The 18,191-nt window shown below is 47.1% G+C and carries 17 protein-coding genes; 9 read left to right on the top strand and 8 right to left on the bottom strand.

What is annotated here, in order from left to right; translation table 11 throughout:
• Positions 1–151: 151 nt before the first annotated feature.
• The 7 genes from H0Z19_RS08115 to H0Z19_RS08085 form a co-directional block, all read right to left on the bottom strand.
• Positions 152–769: a hypothetical protein gene (locus H0Z19_RS08115; protein WP_290725590.1), complete on the bottom strand. Its 618-nt coding sequence runs from the start codon at positions 767–769 to the stop codon at positions 152–154.
• Complete coding sequence (locus H0Z19_RS08110; protein ID WP_290725588.1) at positions 766–1,272, bottom strand: hypothetical protein; 507 nt, start codon at positions 1,270–1,272, stop codon at positions 766–768. Before H0Z19_RS08110 ends, H0Z19_RS08115 begins: the two co-directional genes overlap by 4 nt.
• A 4-nt stretch (positions 1,273–1,276) precedes the next feature.
• Entirely contained in the window at positions 1,277–1,609 is a 333-nt protein-coding gene (locus tag H0Z19_RS08105) for a hypothetical protein (protein WP_290725586.1), read from the bottom strand.
• On the bottom strand, positions 1,587–1,883 hold the full coding sequence (locus H0Z19_RS08100; protein ID WP_290725584.1) for a hypothetical protein: 297 nt from the start codon (positions 1,881–1,883) through the stop codon (positions 1,587–1,589). The genes H0Z19_RS08105 and H0Z19_RS08100 overlap by 23 nt, the downstream gene beginning before the upstream one ends.
• Before the next feature lie 49 nt (positions 1,884–1,932).
• Positions 1,933–2,532, bottom strand: a complete 600-nt coding sequence (locus tag H0Z19_RS08095; RefSeq protein ID WP_290725582.1) for an MMPL family transporter — start codon at positions 2,530–2,532, stop codon at positions 1,933–1,935.
• A gap of 189 nt (positions 2,533–2,721) precedes the next feature.
• The gene (locus H0Z19_RS08090; RefSeq protein WP_290725580.1) at positions 2,722–4,989 is read right to left on the bottom strand and encodes a hydrophobe/amphiphile efflux-3 (HAE3) family transporter; all 2,268 of its coding nucleotides are present in this window, start codon (positions 4,987–4,989) and stop codon (positions 2,722–2,724) included.
• Positions 4,986–6,845, bottom strand: coding sequence for an S-layer protein (locus tag H0Z19_RS08085; RefSeq protein WP_290725578.1), 1,860 nt, complete (start codon positions 6,843–6,845; stop codon positions 4,986–4,988). Before H0Z19_RS08085 ends, H0Z19_RS08090 begins: the two co-directional genes overlap by 4 nt.
• A 65-nt stretch (positions 6,846–6,910) precedes the next feature.
• On the opposite strand from H0Z19_RS08085, the gene H0Z19_RS08080 reads away from it, so the two are divergent.
• The 5 genes from H0Z19_RS08080 to hdrA2 are packed head-to-tail and all read left to right on the top strand — an operon-like array spanning position 6,911 to position 11,310.
• Positions 6,911–7,609: a TrmB family transcriptional regulator gene (locus H0Z19_RS08080; RefSeq protein WP_290725576.1), complete on the top strand. Its 699-nt coding sequence runs from the start codon at positions 6,911–6,913 to the stop codon at positions 7,607–7,609.
• Positions 7,602–8,252 (top strand): PHP domain-containing protein, encoded by a 651-nt coding sequence (locus H0Z19_RS08075; protein ID WP_290725574.1) that lies wholly within the window; start codon positions 7,602–7,604, stop codon positions 8,250–8,252. The genes H0Z19_RS08080 and H0Z19_RS08075 overlap by 8 nt, the downstream gene beginning before the upstream one ends.
• Positions 8,249–8,662, top strand: coding sequence for an NUDIX hydrolase (locus tag H0Z19_RS08070; RefSeq protein ID WP_290725572.1), 414 nt, complete (start codon positions 8,249–8,251; stop codon positions 8,660–8,662). The genes H0Z19_RS08075 and H0Z19_RS08070 overlap by 4 nt, the downstream gene beginning before the upstream one ends.
• 7 nt (positions 8,663–8,669) lie before the next feature.
• On the top strand, positions 8,670–8,951 hold the full coding sequence (locus tag H0Z19_RS08065) for a transcription factor S (RefSeq protein WP_365892582.1): 282 nt from the start codon (positions 8,670–8,672) through the stop codon (positions 8,949–8,951).
• 46 nt (positions 8,952–8,997) lie between these two features.
• Positions 8,998–11,310 carry a CoB-CoM heterodisulfide reductase HdrA2 gene (hdrA2, locus tag H0Z19_RS08060; protein ID WP_290725568.1) on the top strand — a complete coding sequence of 771 codons (2,313 nt, stop codon included), beginning with the start codon at positions 8,998–9,000 and terminating at the stop codon, positions 11,308–11,310.
• A 5-nt stretch (positions 11,311–11,315) separates the two neighbouring features.
• Here hdrA2 and H0Z19_RS08055 read toward each other — a convergent pair whose 3' ends face one another.
• Positions 11,316–12,608, bottom strand: coding sequence for a TrpB-like pyridoxal phosphate-dependent enzyme (locus H0Z19_RS08055; protein ID WP_290725567.1), 1,293 nt, complete (start codon positions 12,606–12,608; stop codon positions 11,316–11,318).
• A 103-nt stretch (positions 12,609–12,711) separates the two neighbouring features.
• On the opposite strand from H0Z19_RS08055, the gene hemL reads away from it, so the two are divergent.
• From hemL to H0Z19_RS08035, 4 genes are read left to right on the top strand one after another with little or no spacing between them, the layout of a single operon-like run.
• The gene (gene hemL, locus H0Z19_RS08050; protein WP_290725566.1) at positions 12,712–13,974 is read left to right on the top strand and encodes a glutamate-1-semialdehyde 2,1-aminomutase; all 1,263 of its coding nucleotides are present in this window, start codon (positions 12,712–12,714) and stop codon (positions 13,972–13,974) included.
• Positions 13,971–14,840, top strand: a complete 870-nt coding sequence (gene hemC / locus H0Z19_RS08045) for a hydroxymethylbilane synthase (RefSeq protein WP_290725564.1) — start codon at positions 13,971–13,973, stop codon at positions 14,838–14,840. The genes hemL and hemC overlap by 4 nt, the downstream gene beginning before the upstream one ends.
• Entirely contained in the window at positions 14,830–15,579 is a 750-nt protein-coding gene (cobA, locus tag H0Z19_RS08040; RefSeq protein WP_290725562.1) for a uroporphyrinogen-III C-methyltransferase, read from the top strand. The genes hemC and cobA overlap by 11 nt, the downstream gene beginning before the upstream one ends.
• Positions 15,580–15,632: 53 nt before the next feature.
• Complete coding sequence (locus tag H0Z19_RS08035; protein ID WP_290725560.1) at positions 15,633–17,771, top strand: PKD domain-containing protein; 2,139 nt, start codon at positions 15,633–15,635, stop codon at positions 17,769–17,771.
• The last annotated feature ends 420 nt before the right edge of the window (positions 17,772–18,191 follow it).

Here is an 18,191-nt window from a genome sequence, read left to right as displayed (position 1 = left end):
ATTCGTTATTGTTTTAGAATTGTGCGCAAAACCTATATTCAGAGATAGACAAATTTTAACTATAACAGAGGCTGAATAAAACGCTTCAAAAAGGTATTGGTGAATTTTGTCCCAAAACCTGAATTGGCAAAAAAGAGGTAAAATCAAAAAATCACTCCTTCCTCGATACAAACACAAGGGCAACGAAGGAACCGACGAAGAGAGATACCATGAAGAACGTTGCGGTTTTGTATAGGCTGCTCTGCCTGTTAAGCTCTTCAAGCTCCTGTCTCAATTTTTCGAGGTCTCCCGTTTTCTTCTGAAGCTTTAAACTTGCCCCTTCTAACTCCTTCTCAAGTTCTTCAATCTGCTGCTTTTGCATTTCATTCTGAATCTGCAGCATTTTTGCATTCCTCTGCAGGTCTTCAAGCTGAGACTTTAGCTCTTTCAGCTTCTCTTCGAGACTCTTAACTTCCTTCTCCAGAGCGAGATTTTCCTTTTCCAACTTTGCTGCATAGCTCTGGTAGTCTATTGAGGTCTCATTCACCTCTATCCTGGCCAAAACCTCACCGTTAGCATAAACCTCTTTCAAGCCTGGAGTGCAGTTTATGCCAATCTTCAAAGCGTATTCTCCGGGCGTGGCGTTGATTGACGGCTGCAGGTTATCCACGAAGTACATGCATTCATCACTGACAGTTAGCATTGCCACATCCGTTACGTTGATGCTAAGGATATCACCTGGCGAGGCTTGCAACGTTAAGAGCGCAATCAGAGCGATGATAGGTATCATACTATCCCCTCCAGAACCATTTTTACCTCATCACCAATCCTCTCAATTTCCCTTCTTGAAATATCCCTTGCCACTCTGGCGTGAAGCATGATGTCTGGTGTAATCTGCATTACGAGAACCCTTGTATTTTCTCCACTTATAATAATTCTGCTGGAGTTTAACAGACCTTTTCCGACTTTAAGCAGTTCTGGTGCAATTGCCGCGTCCTCTTCAGGTGCAGAGCTGTTGGATGCTATCGGAAGGCCATCAGGAGTCAGTAGAGTTACATCGCTCAGCATGTATTTGTTGCTGAGATACTCAACAAACTCAGAGAGGTCTGAAGGTGGCTTATCAATTTTGACCTCCGCTTTTGGCTCGATTGAAGACGTTACTGCAGAAACTTTGACTCTCCTCATTTCCCCCTCTTTGGTCTTTTCCTCTTTTATTGCATGGCTTAAGTACGCCCACGTAACGCCAAAACCTAACACTCCTCCCGAAACTATTGCCAGAACCTCATACAGCATACCATCACCTTAAAAATTTTGCAATCCCATTCAAATCAGCCTTTTCAAGCTCTTCCGCTAATTTAAATGCCTCTTCAACGGAGGAGAGATCAACCTTTTTTGCCTCTCTCGCAACTTTTCTAAGGAGAATCTTTGCTGCTCCAATGTGCTTTCTGTCAACCTCAACAAGTCCGGAAACGGCGCCGCTCTCAAAATACAAAGCCTCATCGTTGAGAAGGAGCACAGCATTTTTAATTTTATTTTCCAATAAAATTGAAAACAGCTCCCTGTATTCTGCAGGAACTTCACCGTGTTCTCTTAGTTCTTCACCCGTTTTAATGAGATAGGATTTTATCATAAACTTCCGCCTCCACTCTCCTAAGCTCATTCATAACGTTGTCAGACTTTGCCGGAAAACAAATAAAACCCTCACCATGCCTTAAAACGATTGCTTTTCCCTCTTCGTGCTCAAAAAAGCCTATCTTGAACTTTTCAGGCAAATGAGGTGTTACTTTTGCGATTTCTTCAATAAGCTTTATTTCTTTGTCGCTGAGAAGGTAACTATCAACAACCTCACCACCTTTTATAAAACATGAACCAGTACCTAATACAGAGTAAATTTTTCCCAGCATCAACCGAAAATGTGATAAAAAGTATATTAAATTTTCCTCATTCTCATTGTCATGTGATGTTTTTGGATTTATTAACTACTGAGTGTAATTTTTCTTCAATTCCTTCCGTGAGCATCAGAAATGCCGGAACGACGGTTAAGGCTGCAAGAAGGGAAAACAGAATCGCTACGAGAGCTATAAAGCCAAAGTTCTGCATTATGGGGAATGTTGAGAACATCAGCGAGCCGAAACCACCTGCCATTGTCAATGCAGATGTGGTTATCGCCTTTCCCGTCCTCTCAATCGTTCTTCTCACGGCTTCAACAGGTGAATACGCTTCCCTCTCCTCGAAGTATCTCTCAAGGACGTGGATGGAGAAGTCTATACCGAGACCGAGAGTGATTGAATTAAGGGCAATGCTTATCATCGTCTGCTTTGTACCAGTTAGAAACATTATTGTGTTCATAACTCCAATGACGGACGTTATCGCTATCAGCGGGACTACTGCCTTTCTTATTGAGCGGTATACCGCAAGAAGAAGTATGATGATAAGAGCATAAGCCACGAGTGTCATGGTCGTCTGGCCGGAGGTCATAAGCCTTCCCATTTCTCCGTAGATTACCGGCCCACCTGTAACGTAGTACCCCCCAATCCAGCCGAAGAACTCCACATCCCGGATGATGCTCTTGTGCGTTGAAATGTATTCGTCCTGACTGTCGGCGTTTGAGGCGAAATGAACTGCTATCTGCCCTCCAGAAATGTATCTGTTAACCTCTTCCTGCGGGAGCGCGGAGAGAATTTGTATTAGCTTTAGTCACGTGCCTATACTTTGAACCTCTTATTTTGTTTCGTAAGTTAATCAGGCCGGTCTGCTGTTCAACGCGTTTGACAGATTGTTAACAATATCCACCCCTCTGAACTTCTCCGTGATCATCAGGAAAGCAGGAACCACTGTTAAAGCTCCGATCAGACTAAATACTATCGCAATAAAGGACAGAAAGCCGAAGTCCCAGAGCATAGGGAATGTTGAGAGCATTAGAGCCCCAAAACCTCCAGCCATTGTTAAAGCAGATGTGACTATTGCTTTTCCAGTCTCCTCTATTGCAACTGTGACCGCCTTCTCTGGCGGATGCCTTTCCCTCTCCTCAGCGTACCTCTCGGCCATATGAATGGAGAAGTCTATTCCCAAACCGAGAGTTATCGAGTTTATTGCTATGGACATTATTGTCTGCTTCATTCCTACTAAGAACATCATTGTGTTGAGAACACCGATAACGGTCGTTATGGCAACTAAGGGAACTACCGCCCTTGTTATCGAACGGTAGGTTGCAAAGAGCAGTAGAACGATAAGTCCGTAAGCAACCAAGGTCATCTGAGTCTGGCTGTTCAGCATTATTTCGCCGAGATGTGCCATTATCACAGGCTGGCCAGTTATGTAGTAGCCTTCATGCCACCCAAAGAATCTCACGTCCTTCTTAAGGTATTCCGTTAGCTCCACCCTCTTGTCCTGAGTGTCTGCGGATGTGTAGAGATACAAGGCGAGAGTGTGACCCGAAACGTACCTCGTCAGAACATCCTCTGGTATCATGCTCAGAATCGCAGAAAGCTCGGCATCGCTTTCTGGCAGCCTGCCCAGATATTCCTTTATCAGCGAGGATAGGGAGTCGGACTTGTAAACCATGTCCTCCTTGTTCATGATGTACTCTCCAAGCTCGTCCAATCTTTTAAGCTCATCAACGCCGATCTCATCGACTGAGAGAACGATTGTGTAAATGTACTGCTCACCCATGATGTCTTCAAGCTCGTTGAATCTCACCATTGCCGGCAGGTTCTCCGGGAAGTACTTCTTGGTGTCTGTTTCAAGTTTTATCTGCGTGTTCGCGTAAGCCCCGAACACTATGACTACAAGAGCCAAAGCGAGTATGGCTTTGGGTTTTGATGCGGTGAGAGATGCTACGGAAGTTAGAACCCTCTCCAAAATTCCGACTCCCCTCTTTTCCTCCTTTACTTCCGTTGTTTTCTCTTCTCCTTCTTTCTCTTCTTTATCCAGTATCTTCAAAATTGCTGGAAGGAATGTTATCGAGAAGATGTAGGCGATTATCAGGCCCAAAGACATGATTATTCCGAAAAGTGCGATCCCCGGAATTAAGGTTGTGGCCATGGACATGAAGCCTATGACTGTGGTGAGCATAGCAAGGATTACGGCTAAGCCAGTTTTTGTTACAGCTATAACAACCGAATTGTCTCTATCGACTCCTCTCACTCTCTCGTGCTCGTACCTGTTCTGGATCTGTGCAGCATATTCGATTGCCAACCCAATTAGTATCGGCAGAGTTGAGCTTATATCCGGGTCGAGCTTTATGCCAGCAAGAGGTAGAAGACCGACTATGACTATCACGGAGAGTATGGAGATAATGAGGGGCATGAAGGCGGTGTATTTTCTCCTGACGGCCCCACTGAACGTTACAAGGAGCAGAACGACCATTGCAATTATTGAAGCCGTCGTCGTCATCCCTGTCTCCTTTTCAGATACTTTGACGATTTGATGACCCAAAACTGGTGATCCCGTGACTTCGGTTGTTATTCCTGCTGGCCTGTGCGTGAACTCAACAACCCTCTCTATCTGCTCGGCGAGCTCCATCGTTTTATCTGGATCTGTTACAGTTATGGTCACCAGCATCAGTGCGAGCGTTTTTTTAGGAACGAGCTGATGTGCGTAGAGATCGGTCAAACGTTCAAGCTGTGATTCATCGCTTGGCAAAACTCCACCGTTCAGCTCTGCAATTATCGAAGCCGGAGACGTCACACCTCCTACGCCGTCAACGTTCTTCAGATTCTCTCCCAATTTGAGCATGTACTCATAGACATCTCTGCTCACCACATTGTCACTCTTAATCATTACGTAAACTCCCTCAGCTCTAACTCCAAAGTCCTTTTCGTAGAGTTGGAGGTCCTTGTAAACCGGATCGCCGATCGGAAAGTATCTCTCGTATTCCATAGACGTGTACTCTGTCTGTGAGGCGGAAATCAGGAAGACTACGACGACTAAAGCCGTAACCGAGACCACGAGTCCTGGCCTTTTTGCAATAAATTTCGAAATTTTTTCGAGAAAATCTTCAAAGCTCACTTCCTGCGCCTCCTCAGGTAGTAGTACGCAACTGCTACGATGGCTATTATAGCAACCAAAGCAATCGCACCGTAAGGTGGCTGCGGCGGTGTAACTTCGATCACAGCCTTCGTAGGCTCGCTTATAGCCCACTCATCCTCCAGATCCTTGTACTTTACTTCCAGATTTAATCCGTACTTCTTTGGAGTTGCATCCGCATCTACGCTGAGCCTGAACTTTACCTCAGCCGTTTGTCCGGGTTTTAGCGTTCCTATGTATGCCGTGTCATCACTCGAAGAGAAAGGATCTGTTATCGTCAACCTTGCAGTGGCCTCCCTTATCGTGAAATTTCCAACGTTTTTGATTGTGAGTGTAACCACACCCTCGCCTCCCGCTGCAATTTTCGGAGTTCCATAGACCTCAAACTTCATCTTCGGATTTACCTTCACTCCTACGGTCACCGGATCAATCTCGAAGTACTCGTCCATGGTCTTGTACTTTACCGTTATCTCCGCTGGATAGGTTATGGGTTTTGCCTCGTCACCCGCCTTCACCTTGAAAACAGCGGTAAATTCTTCTCCAGCTCTAACATCACCAACGTAGTACTCGGCACTTAAAACGCTCAGTGGCTGTTTTGCGGTCAGTATCACGCTCGCGTCTTTCAAGTCCGTAGAGGGTCTGAGCTTTACCGTCACATCTCCTTTCGCATTCACGAAAACAGAGCTTTTGACATCAACCACCTCGAAGCTCGGTGCCGCTTTGACGTGAATTCCGAATGTCGTGCTCTCGCTCTCCGTTAGCCTCTCGTAGTCATCCAGATAAACCGCCTTTATGTGGAGTGGATAAACCCCTTCGTCCTTCACATCAAGTTTGAGATAGAAGGTCGCGTTTGCAGTTTCTCCCGGTTCAAGATCCCCGACATAGTAGGCAGCTTTGGTTGTGGAGAGGGATGATGTCGTAGAGGGCATTTGGCCACCCTGCATGCCGCCCATTCCAGGCAATCCCATTGGCATCCCCATCGGCATCGAACTCATCCCCGGCATCATACCTGCGGGCATTGCGGTAAGCCCCTGTGATTGCAGGGCAAGTCCCTGAGCCGTTATACCTGAAGGCGTGTCGAGGACGAGGTACGCACTCCTTGCCGTCTTATCTCCGTTGTTTCTAACTTCAACGGTTATCTTGCCCTTACCCTTGCCAATCAGGTCTTCGGACTGTACACTGACTACTTCAAGCACGACACTTTTCTCCTCAACGTAAATAACGATTGGTATTGTTTTGGTCACTTTTATGTAGTCTATTTCATACTTTTTGAGCATTGACTGGTAGATATATATCTTTGTTCCGTTTCCTGTCTCCTGGCCATTAACTATCTCGTATTGAACCTGCTGTTGGACGGGTATGTAGGGTTCTGATGGATTAAACGGGTTGGGATATGTTTCAAGAGTTTTTAATCCATCTATTCTGTGAAACGTGGCCTTTAAGTTGAGCTCGTATTTTCCAGCTTTGGCATCGTCGCTGATCTTGATGACAAAGTTCAGGGTTGTGGGTTGCATAGGTGGCAGGGCGGGAATGCTCTGCGTGGGGGTTTTCACCTCGATGTAGTCGTTGCCTTCAAGCGTGAACTTCACATCGTATGCCGTGAAGAGCATATCCTCGTTCTGGCCGAAAAATCCCGCTTCATCCATGTTGTCGTACTCAACCTTTTCCCTTGTTGCGTTGTTGTACACGACCAGTGTAAGAGTCTTCTGATCTCCCCTCTCGAAATAGTTCGAACCGTAAAAGGAGACTGCTATGTCTGGCTTGTCTTCATAATCGAGTGCTGAGGCTACTGATGCAGCGAGAAGCAGTATCGTTATGGCCAACACTAACCGTCTCATAATACCACCTGTCGTAGCATCCGGAACGAAAGGATATATATACCTTGCGATATGTTGAAAACATAATGGAGCTGCTGGAAGTTCTCAAGAGCTTTGGGCTCAGCGATTACGAAGCAAAGGCCCTTGTGGCTCTGCTCTCAAAGGGTACTTTGACTGCCAAAGAGGTTTCAGAAATCAGCGGGATACCGAGAACTTCAGTTTACGACGTCATGGATTCTCTGGTTTCAAAGGGTCTGGTTGAGTCGTTTGGAAAACCAAAGAAATTCAAGGCTCTGAGTGCAAAAGACATAATAGCGGTGCTTTCCAGCGGTGTTAACAGAAATCTGGAGTATCTGAAGAGAGAGCTACCAAAAGTCGAGGCTGAAGAAGTTGACGTCATCAGGGTTTACAGGGGGGAGATGGTTCTCGAAAAGCTCATGGAGTTTGTTGAAGAGGCAAAGAATGAGATCATCGGCGTGATTTCGTATATCCCCGACACGCTGGCTGAAATCCTCAAAAAAGCGAGGTGCAAATTGGTCATAATTTCCTCAAATGCTAGCGTCATAGAGAATGCAGAAACTTACGAGTTCGAGAAGAAGGAGGAGGTTGCGAGGAGTTTCAGGAACTTTTGCCACGGCCTCTTCATCTTTGACGGGAGGAAAACGTTGTCAATATTCATTGACGGAACGCAGATTGCAATCGTGAGTGAGAGTCCTGCCGTGATTGAGTTTTCCAAAACAGTTATGATTCCGGTAATAGAGTTCATGAGGAGAAAGAATGGTTGACCTCCAGATGGTTGACTTCCACATCCACTCTCAGTATTCAGACGGGCAGGCGAGTGTCGAGGAGATTGCAAGGAGGGCGAAGGAGAGAGGACTCAAAGCCATCGCCATCGTGGACCACTCCATCGAACTCCCTTTTGGCCTGACTGAAGGCAAGGCGAGGATGCGGGAAATTGAGATTGAAAACGCTTCCTCCCTTTACGGGATAAAGATATTCAGCGGAATAGAGTGCAGCATAAACGCTGCTGGGGAGATTGTCCTGCCGGACTTCGAGTTTGATTTCGTAATCGCCTCCGTCCATGAATACGTTTACGGTGAGGAGTATTACAGAAGAGTCTTAAGTTGTATCGAAAGATACGACGTGGATGTTATAGGCCATCCTTTTTCGAGGCTGTTCGGTTTTGACGGCAGGAATGAGAGGCTTGATGAGAAGATGCTTGATGAGGTGGAAGAGCTTGGTGTGGCTATCGAGCTTAACTCCTCTCATAAATCCCCGCCGGACGAGTTCCTCTCTATCTGTGCTGACAGGAAGATTACTTACAGCATTGGAAGCGATTCGCACACACTCTCAGGTGTGGGAGAGGTTGGGTGGAGTGTGGAGAAGGCTAAAAGATATATGACGAGAGCGAAACTCTTCACTCCATGAAATGCATCACTCTAACCGTTGATGCCATTATCCCGTATCAAGGGAAAATAGTGCTGATAAAAAGGCTGAACGAGCCCTACAGGGGATTTTACGCTCTCCCCGGAGGGATTGTTGAGTACGGGGAGAGAGTTGAGGATGCCGTGCTTAGGGAGGTTGAGGAGGAAACGGGATTAAGGGGAAAGATACACTCCCTTGTGGGTGTTTACTCCGATCCTGACAGGGATCCCAGAGGACATTTCGTTTCGGTATGCTTTATAGTCATTCCTAAGGGGGGAGAGCTTAAAGCAGGAAGCGATGCCAAGGAAGTGGGGCTTTTCAGCCTCGATGACCTTCCGAAGCTTGCCTTTGACCATGAGAAGATGATAAAAGATGCGGAGGTGACTCTTCGTGGAATTCTGTCCGAAGTGTAAGAGTCTGATGATATACCAGGGAGATAAGCTCGTTTGCAGGAAGTGCGGCTTCGAGAAGGAAGCTGACGACAGCGAGGAGCTTGTTATTAAAGTTGAGAGAAACAAGGAGGACGTGCCGGTAATAGAGGGTGAAAACCTGAAGACTTTGCCAACGACCAAGGCAATCTGTCCGGCATGCGGTCACAACGAGGCCTTCTGGTGGCTCAGACAGCTGAGAGCGGCTGATGAGAGCGAAGTCAGGTTCTTCAGGTGCACAAAGTGCGGGAAGACCTGGAGAGAGTATGACTAAGATAAGATAGCAAAACTTAAAATCGTAGAAATTAAGGGACAAGGGAATGAGGATTGGAGTTTTTGTATGTCACTGCGGTCTGAACATAGCGAGAGTTGTTGACGTTAAAGAACTTGTTGAGTATGCCAAGACGATTGATGGCGTTGTTCACGCTGAGGATATTGATTATGCCTGCTCCGATTCTGGACAGGAGCAGATATCAAATGCGATAAAAGAAAAGCAGCTTGACGCTTTTGTAGTGGCTGCGTGCAGTCCTAAACTTCACGAGGCAACTTTCAGAAGGGTTGCTGTCAGATCCGGACTGAATCCTTACGTTGTCGAAATTGCCAACATAAGGGAGCAGTGTAGCTGGGTTCACCAGACCAAGCCGAAGGCCGCTCTGGCGAAGGCAAAGGACTTAATCAGAATGGCAGTAGCCAAGGCAAAGACCAACAGGCCGCTTGAGAGGAGGAAAGCTGAAATTGAGAAAAGCGTTGCCGTCATCGGTGGTGGGGTGGCGGGAATAGAGGCCGCTCTAACACTGGCTGATTCTGGAATAAAAGTTTACCTCATAGAGAAGAACCCCACGATTGGAGGGCACATGGCAACCCTCAACGAGGTCTTTCCGACCAACGACTGCTCTATCTGTATTCTCGCTCCGAAAATGAGCGATGTCTGGAATCATGAGAATATAGAGGTAATCACAAATGCCGAGATAGACGAGATAAACGGGAGCGTTGGTAATTTCAGAATCAAGGTTATCAAGCACCCCAGATACGTGGATGAAAGCAAGTGCAAGGGCTGTATTGACGACTGTAGCAGCGTCTGCCCGGTTGAGATACCAAACGAGTTCGATTACGGCATAGGTGTCAGGAAAGCAATCTATATCCCAATCCCGCAGTCAACTCCCCTCTATGCTGCAATAGACTGGGAGTACTGCATAGGATGCAGGTTGTGTGAGAAAGCTTGCAGGCCAGAAGCCATTGACTTCAACCAGAAGCCAGAGACGCTTGAAATAAACGTGGGAGCTATAATCGTAGCCACTGGCTATAAAATCTTTGATGCCAGAAGGAAGACGGAGTACGGCTATGGAAGATTCAAGAACGTGATTACAACTATTGAGCTCGAAAGGCTGCTCTCTGCCAGCGGGCCAACAATGGGGAGGCTGCTTAGACCATCTGACAGCATAGTGCCTAAGAAGATAGCTTTCATTCAGTGCGTTGGCAGCAGGGATGAGAAGACCAACAAATACTGCAGCAGGGTTTGCTGCATGGTGAGCCTGAAGAACGCCTACGCAATAAAGGAGAGGTATCCCGATACTGAAATTACAATCTTCTACATCGACATCAGAGCTTTCGGCAGAATGTACGAGGAGTTTTACAGGAGAGTTCAGGAAGCTGGAATCAGGTTCATCAGGGGCAAGGTTGGAGAGATAATCGAGAACGAGAATGGAAATCTGATTGTCAGCTACGAGAGCACGCTTGAAGGAGAAGTCAGGGAGGAGGAGTTTGACCTCGTGGTTTTGTCCATAGGTATGGAGGGGAACAGAGATCTCGCCACGAAGCTTGGCTTAGGCATCGGTGAGGACGGATTTTTCGAGGTAGCTCATCCAAAGCTGAGGCCTGCAGAGACGAACGTCAAGGGAATTTTCCTCGCTGGTTGTGCAAGTGGCCCGAAGGACATTCAGGATAGTGTGGCTTCAGCAGGTCTTGCAGCATCCAAAGCCGCACAGCTTGTTTTGACCGGAGAAACAGAGTTTGACCCCTACAATGCATACGTGGATGAGGAAAAGTGCATAGGCTGCAGAATATGCGAGAAGGTGTGTGAGTTCAACGCTGTAACTGTCGAAAAGAAGGCAAGGATAAACCCCAACGCATGCGCTATGTGCGGAATCTGCGTTGCTGCCTGTCCTGCTGACGCGATAGACATGGGATTCTTCAGCGATGAGGGCATTAAGGCGATGATAGACGCTCTTGCTGAGGAGAAGAATGCCGACCCCTTAGTTCTCGTTTTCGCCTGCTGGTACTGCAGTTACGGCGCTGCAGATTTGGCTGGCACAACCAAAGTCCAGTACGAGCCAAACGTAAGAATAGTCAGGGTGCTTTGCTCTGGAAGAGTCGATCCTGAGTGGGTTTTGAGGGCTTTGAGCAAGGGAATTGACGGAGTCATTATAGCAGGATGCAGGCTGGGAGAGTGCCACTTCAAATATGGAAACTACAAGGCAAAGGACAGATTTGAGGCTTTAAGAGATGCGTTGAAGGAGGTTGGAATAGAGCCTGAGAGAGTGAGGTGCATCTGGCATTCTGCCGGTGAGGCGGAGGGAATTGCGAGGGACTTCAACGAATTCGTTGAGGAGCTAAAAAAGTTAAAAGCAGGGTGAATTGATCAAGTGTCAACAAGCTTTCCGGCCAGGTAATCGTCATAAGCCTGCAGGTCAAGCAAGCCGTGTCCGCTGAAGCCGAACACGATGACCTTCTCTTCATTATTCTCCCTCGCCTTTATCGCCTCATCTATTGCGGCCCTGATAGCGTGGTTTGTTTCTGGTGCAGGAATTATGCCTTCAGTTCTTGCGAAAAGCAACCCAGCTTCGAAGGTGGGAAGCTGCTTCACAGCTCTTGCCTTGATTATGCCGTGCTTGACCAGCATGCAGAGCGCTGGAGCGTCTCCATGATACCTCAGCCCACCAGCATGGATCGGTGGCGGGATGAACTCGTGGCCGAGCGTGTACATTTTTAAAAGCGGTGTCAGCCCCGCAACATCCCCGTAGTCGTACTTGTACTCTCCAGAAGTCAGAGTGGGGCATGCAGCAGGCTCTACAGCTATGATTTCAAGGTCTCCGTTCTCTGCTTCTTTTACGAAAGGAAAACTGAGGCCGGCAAAGTTACTTCCACCACCAACGCATCCAATAAGCACGTCTGGCTTCTCTCCTGCTTTTTCAAGCTGTGCTTTCGTTTCAAGCCCGATTACGGTCTGGTGGAGCATAACGTGGTTTAAGACGCTTCCAAGGCTGTACTTTGTGTTCTCGTTTTTGGCTGCATCCTCTATCGCTTCGCTGATGGCTATACCCAGACTGCCGGGAGTGTCGGGGTTTTCAGCCAGAATCTTCCTGCCCACCTCTGTTCTCTCGCTTGGCGATGGGATAACCTCTCCACCCCACGTCTCCATCATCACTCTCCTGTAAGGTTTCTGCATGTAGCTAACCCTCACCATGTAAACCGTGCATGCCATTTCGAAGAGCTTGGTTGCAAAGCAAAGTGCTGAACCCCACTGCCCTGCTCCTGTCTCAGTTGTGAGTCTTTCAACTCCCTCTCTGGCATTGTAGTACGCCTGCGCAACAGCGGTGTTCGGCTTGTGGCTGCCCGGAGGGCTTGCTCCTTCGTACTTGAAGTAAATCCTCGCAGGTGTCTTCAAGGCTTTTTCGAGCCTCTCAGCCCTTATTAACGGAGTTGGGCGATAGATTCTGTAGATCTCCCTCACTTCCTCAGGAATCCTTATCCACCTCTCTCCACTCATCTCCTGCTCTATCAGACCCTTCGGGAAAATTGGCTCCAGATCTTCAGGCTTCACGGGCTCCTGAGTTGCCGGGTGGAGCGGTGGTGGGAGTTGTTCGGGCAAATCTGGCAGAATGTTGTACCATTTTTTGGGAATCTCATCTTCGTCGAGCAATATCTTTTTCATAACATATGGGAGAGTTCGCACTATATAAGTTTTGTCCCATTTTAAAGGAATGTTCCCGAAAAAGGTGAGAAAAGATTTAAAGCAAGGTGGAAAAGGTGAAATCATGAAGCTTGAAAGGTCAAGGAGTCTTTACAGCGTCGCTTTGAAGCTGTTTCCGGGTGGTGTTAGCAGCCCTGTCAGGGCTTTCAAGCCGCATCCCTTTTACACCGCAAAGGGAGAAGGAAGTAAACTTTATGATGTAGACGGTAATGTTTACATTGACTATTGCATGGCTTACGGCCCCCTGATTCTCGGACATGCTAATGAAGCTGTTAAAATGGCAATTCAAGAGCAGCTTGAGAAGGGCTGGCTCTACGGCACTCCAATAGAGCTTGAAATTGAGTATGCGAAGCTGATTCAGAAGCACTTCCCCTCAATGGAGATGATGAGGTTTGTCAACACGGGCAGTGAGGCAACGATGGCGGCATTAAGAGTTGCAAGAGGGTTTACGGGAAGGGACAAGATCGTCAAGGTCGAGGGGAGCTTCCACGGAGCGCATGATGCTGTTTTGGTGAAGGCCGGAAGCGGAGCCACAACACACGGCGTTCCGAACTCGGCAGGAGTTCCTGCAGACTTCGTGAAGAACACCCTGCAGGTTCCCTTCAACGATACTGAGGCTCTTGCAGAGGTTCTGGAGAAAAATAAGAACGAGGTTGCCGCGTTAATCCTTGAGCCAGTTATGGGAAACTCCTCTTTGATTATCCCTGAAAAAGACTATCTGAAAGAGGTCAGGAAGATTACTGCAGAGAACGACGTTTTGCTGATTTTCGATGAGGTCATCACAGGCTTCAGGGTTTCAATGGGCGGAGCGCAGGAGTACTACGGCGTGAAGCCCGATTTGACGACTCTCGGTAAAATTGCAGGTAGTGGACTGCCAATAGGTATTTTTGGTGGCAGGAAGGAGATAATGGAGAGAGTAGCACCTTCTGGAGATGTATATCAGGCAGGAACCTTCAGCGGAAATCCGCTCAGCCTAACTGCAGGCTACTCAACTGTGAAGTTCATGGAGGAGAACAATGTTGTGGAGAGGGTAAACTCCCTGACAGAGAAGCTCGTTAAAGGAATAAGGGATGTCATAGAGGACCGGAAGGCCGAGTGTGAGGTCGGAAGTCTGGCGTCGATGTTCTGCATTTACTTTGGCTCCACTCCGAGAAATTATGCTGAAGCACTCCAGCTTGACAAGGAGAGGTTCATGGAGTTCTTCTGGAGAATGCTGGAAAACGGTGTGTTTCTTCCACCCTCGCAGTATGAAACGTGCTTCGTGAGCTTTGCTCACACTGAGGAGGATGTTGAAAAGACTGTTGAGGCTGTGAGTGCGTCGATATGAAGCTTGTTGTGGGAACAAGGGGTAGCAAGCTCGCTCTGGCTCAGACAAAGAAGGTAGTTGAGAGGCTGAAGGAAAGATATGAGGTCGAAATAAAGATCGTGAAGACTGCCGGAGACATAATGAAGGACAAGCCCCTCTACGAGTTCAAGGGGATGGGGGCTTTTGTCAGAGCCTTAGATACCGAGCTTGCGGAGGGGAAAGTTGATGTTGTGGTTCACAGCTTCAAGGACGTTCCGAGCCAGAGGGTGGAGGGGACTGTGATCGCTGCTGTAATAGAGAGAGACTCGCCATGCGATGCGCTGGTTTCCAAAGATGGAAAGAGGCTGGAGGAGCTCGAAAGCGGGGCAGTCATCGGCACGTCAAGCCTTAGAAGGAGGGCACAGCTGAAGAGAATAAGGGACGACCTGCGGTTTGAAAATCTGAGGGGGAATCTGGACACGAGGCTAAGAAAGCTGAGAGATGGGATGTACGATGCCATAGTTGTTGCTGAGGCTGGATTGCAGAGGCTGGGGCTTGATAAGGAGGTTGAGTACCAGAGGCTTGAACCTTCTCTGATTGTACCACCTGCAAATCAGGGAATAATCGCGGTAGCCACAAGAGAGGGTGAGGAAGAACTCGTCTCCTTTTTAAACGACGAGAAGACGTGGCTTGAGGCGATGGTTGAGAGGGCCGTCATAAGAGAACTGGGAGTTGGCTGTGCCGTACCAGTGGGGGTTTACGCTCAAGCAGGAAACAAATTGAGGCTGACATGCGAGATTCTCGACAAGAAGTACATCAGGGTTGAAGAGGAGCTTTCAAGAGAGAGTGCGGTTGAGGAGGCTGCGGAAATCGGGAGAGAGTTGAGGAAGGAAGTCTATGGTGGGTAAGGTCTACATTGTTGGTGCAGGGCCAGGAAGAAAGGATCTGCTCACGCTGAGGGCTTATGAACTTATAAAAAAAGCGGACGTCATACTGCACGACGAGCTGATCGGAGAGGTTGCGGATTTGCTGAAAGAGAGCAAGGCAGAGGTTATAAATGTCGGAAAGAGGAGCGGAAGGCACAGGAAGAGTCAGGAGGAAATAAACGAGATGCTCGTTGAATTTGCATGGAAGGGAAAAATAGTGGTCAGGCTGAAGGGTGGAGACCCATGCGTCTTTGGCAGGGGTGGAGAGGAAGCGGAGTATTTGGCTAAACATGGCATCCCGTTTGAGTTCGTTCCAGGAATCAGCTCAGCAATTGCAGTCCCCGAAGCTGTCGGAATCCCGGTAACCCATCGCCGCTATGATCCTGCTCTCGTCTTTATAACAGGGAGAGAGAGCAGAGAGAGGTTGAACTGGAAAGCCCTTGCAGAATTGAATGCCACCATCGTAGTACTGATGGGTGTGGGCAAAATACCAGATATGTCTGAAAAATTGATTGAAAACGGCAAGGATTCTGAAACACCAGTTGCGGTCATAGAGAAGGGCTTTTCGGATGAGCAAAGAGTTCTCATAACCAAGCTTGGAGAGCTTGCAGAAACTGCTGAAAGAGAAAATATTGAGGCTCCTGCAGTCATTGTCATTGGTGGGGTTGTGGAACTCTACAGCATACTTTCTGAGTTTTGCCGGGATGATGAGGAATTATGATCTTACAATTTCGAAAGATAAATTTTTATTGATCTGCCAGTACTTATTTCAGAATGGATAGCAAGGCAGTCTCACCACTCATCGGATTCGTTTTGCTGCTCGCAATAATTATGGGGTTAATCGGTATTATGCAGTCCCAGTGGGTTCCTGAGTGGAACAAGGCTGTTGAGGCTGAGCATTTGGATGAGGTGAGTTATGAAGTTGCGGAGTTGAGTGAGGTTGTCAGTTTGGCAGCTTCAACTGGAAATCCTGCCAAAATTGTTATCAATGCAGGCGTAAAATATCCTGAATATTACATTCTGATTTCTCCGTCAAAGGCTGCCGGAAGTGTAGGGAAAAGGGAGCTTTGGGTAAACATTTCGGGCATTGCCGATTCCACATCCTACACTAAAAATTTCACGACCTACGCCATAACTTACAGACCCAACTACCTCTACAGCTCCTCTCCTGAGCTTGTTTTTGAGCATTCCGCTGTCCTCAAAATGGAGAATTCTTATCTTGTCGTCAATTCTGATCAAAGTTCGTTCACCAGGAGTAAAATCACATTATATCTCATCAACGCCACATTCAATCCTTTTTCCACGACAGATAACATCAATCTTGTTTTCTACCCCATCTCTTATGGGGGATCGACGAGATTTTCCGGAACAATAGAATTTGTTTGTTACGACGAGAGAACCGCATCGTGGTGGAATGAAACACTCTCAAGCATTTACGGAAGCGATAACGTTACGCAAGATGGGAGGAGGATAACCCTGAATGTTAACAACGTTGAACTCTCGATAAATTACTTCGTGGCGACGGCAACAAGTGCTGGTGAGGTCGAGATTGTCTCTGAGATGAGTCCGGCTGAACTGCAGCCATTATCCGAGTCCAGTTACACTGTTTACGAGGGGACAACTGTACCCCTCGGTGTTAGAGTTATAGACGAATTTAACAATCCGGTTAGAAACGAGGTTGTTAACATAGACGTGAATCCAAACACTCCATCAAATTCTGACGGCAGCAAGGTCTCGGATAATAAAGGAGAGATTTGGTACTACTTCAATGCTGAAAGTTCCGGGAGCTACACCATCACTTTCAGCATACCCTCCGATTCCCTCAGTTATTCCGTAAACGTTAATTCGCCGCCTACTGGTGGGAGTGGTTGTATTTTCAATGCATACTGGATGGAAGGAGATAGTTTAACGTGGAATGTGTCCCAAGAAGGGGCAAGTAAAACTCTAAATTTTAAGGTAATTTATGGAAGTGACCCGGTTTACAATGCTCAGGTGTATTTTGCCATAGATAACACAAGCGTCGTTTCTGCAAGTAAATATGATGGCAGAACAGATCCATCGGGAATAGCTCAGATAACCCTGAACGCAATCGCAAACGGTGATGTGAGCGTTATAGGCACGGTTGCGAGCTGTACAGATGTGATAAACTTGACTGTTGAAGGGGTTAGTGGTGCTAATCAGCCGCCTGTAGCAAATTTCACGTACTCTCCGAGTTATCCAGAGGAGGGAGATACTGTTACCTTCGATGCATCCGCAAGTTATGATCCGGACGGCAGCATTGTTAGCTATAATTGGAACTTCGGTGATGGTTCGATTGGTTCAGGACAAACAGTCCAGCATGTATACTCTCAGGCTGGCACATACACAGTCACCTTAAACGTTACAGACGACAGTGGTTTAACCACGAGTATCCAGAAAACAGTAAGCGTTGGCGGGTTAGTTTACAACAACGATGCCGTTGCTGTGGATGGAGATGATAGTCCTAACCCAGACAGAAAAGGAGGAGTAATTTTCACCGTTACTAATAAGTATTCAACTACTGTTGAGATATATAGTATTACAATTGACCCGCCAGACAATATCGACTACTTGGATGACCAGCTAACTCCAAATAATCAACCAGGTCGAACTGAGATCTATATTGAGGCAGACACAAGTAGTTACGTGGACTTTCATGGAGGTGTTTATATCCCAAACAATGGGTTGACTGTTGATCTGGATATTGACGGCGACGAAAGGAGCGGGACAAATGCAGAGCTAAACAGCGGTTCAAAAGCTACGTTCTATCTCTACGAGTTTTTCAACAAAAATGGGAAAAATGTAAACATGGCTAATAAACAAATTGTTATAACCATTTATTACATCGTAAACGGTGAGAACAAAGTTAAGACGTTTACAATAACACCTTCCTAATTTAGCCAAACTTTTTCACATCTCTCATTTTCCATTAACCATCAAACACTTTCCCACAGTTTATCTGGTTTATAGCCCTCTCAACTCCACTCTTCCGCTTTACCAAACACCTACGGCTATCAGCCTTTTTCTGGTACCAAAAACCTTAACAATTCGCCCACAAATGAGTAATAAGCCACAAAGCTCGACAAAAGAGAGAAGATAACGCTCCCGAGAGAAATAAGAAAAGAACGAACCCGAAAGAAGATGATGAATTGGTCCTTTACATACTTACGGACAACATTATCCTACATAGCGCTACTTTTGTCTTTATAGCCAAACACAACCTTCAACTAAACCCTTTTTAACAGCCCTTTCTACAATGCTGGCATAAAATGACTGTGAAGGTGGCAATCGAAACCTACGGATGTACCACAAATC

It is taken from the genome of Archaeoglobus sp., assembly GCF_017656475.1.
Classification (GTDB): domain Archaea; phylum Halobacteriota; class Archaeoglobi; order Archaeoglobales; family Archaeoglobaceae; genus Archaeoglobus.
The sequence above is the reverse complement of the archived record's forward strand: the minus strand, read 5'-3'. Positions and strand labels throughout refer to the sequence as shown.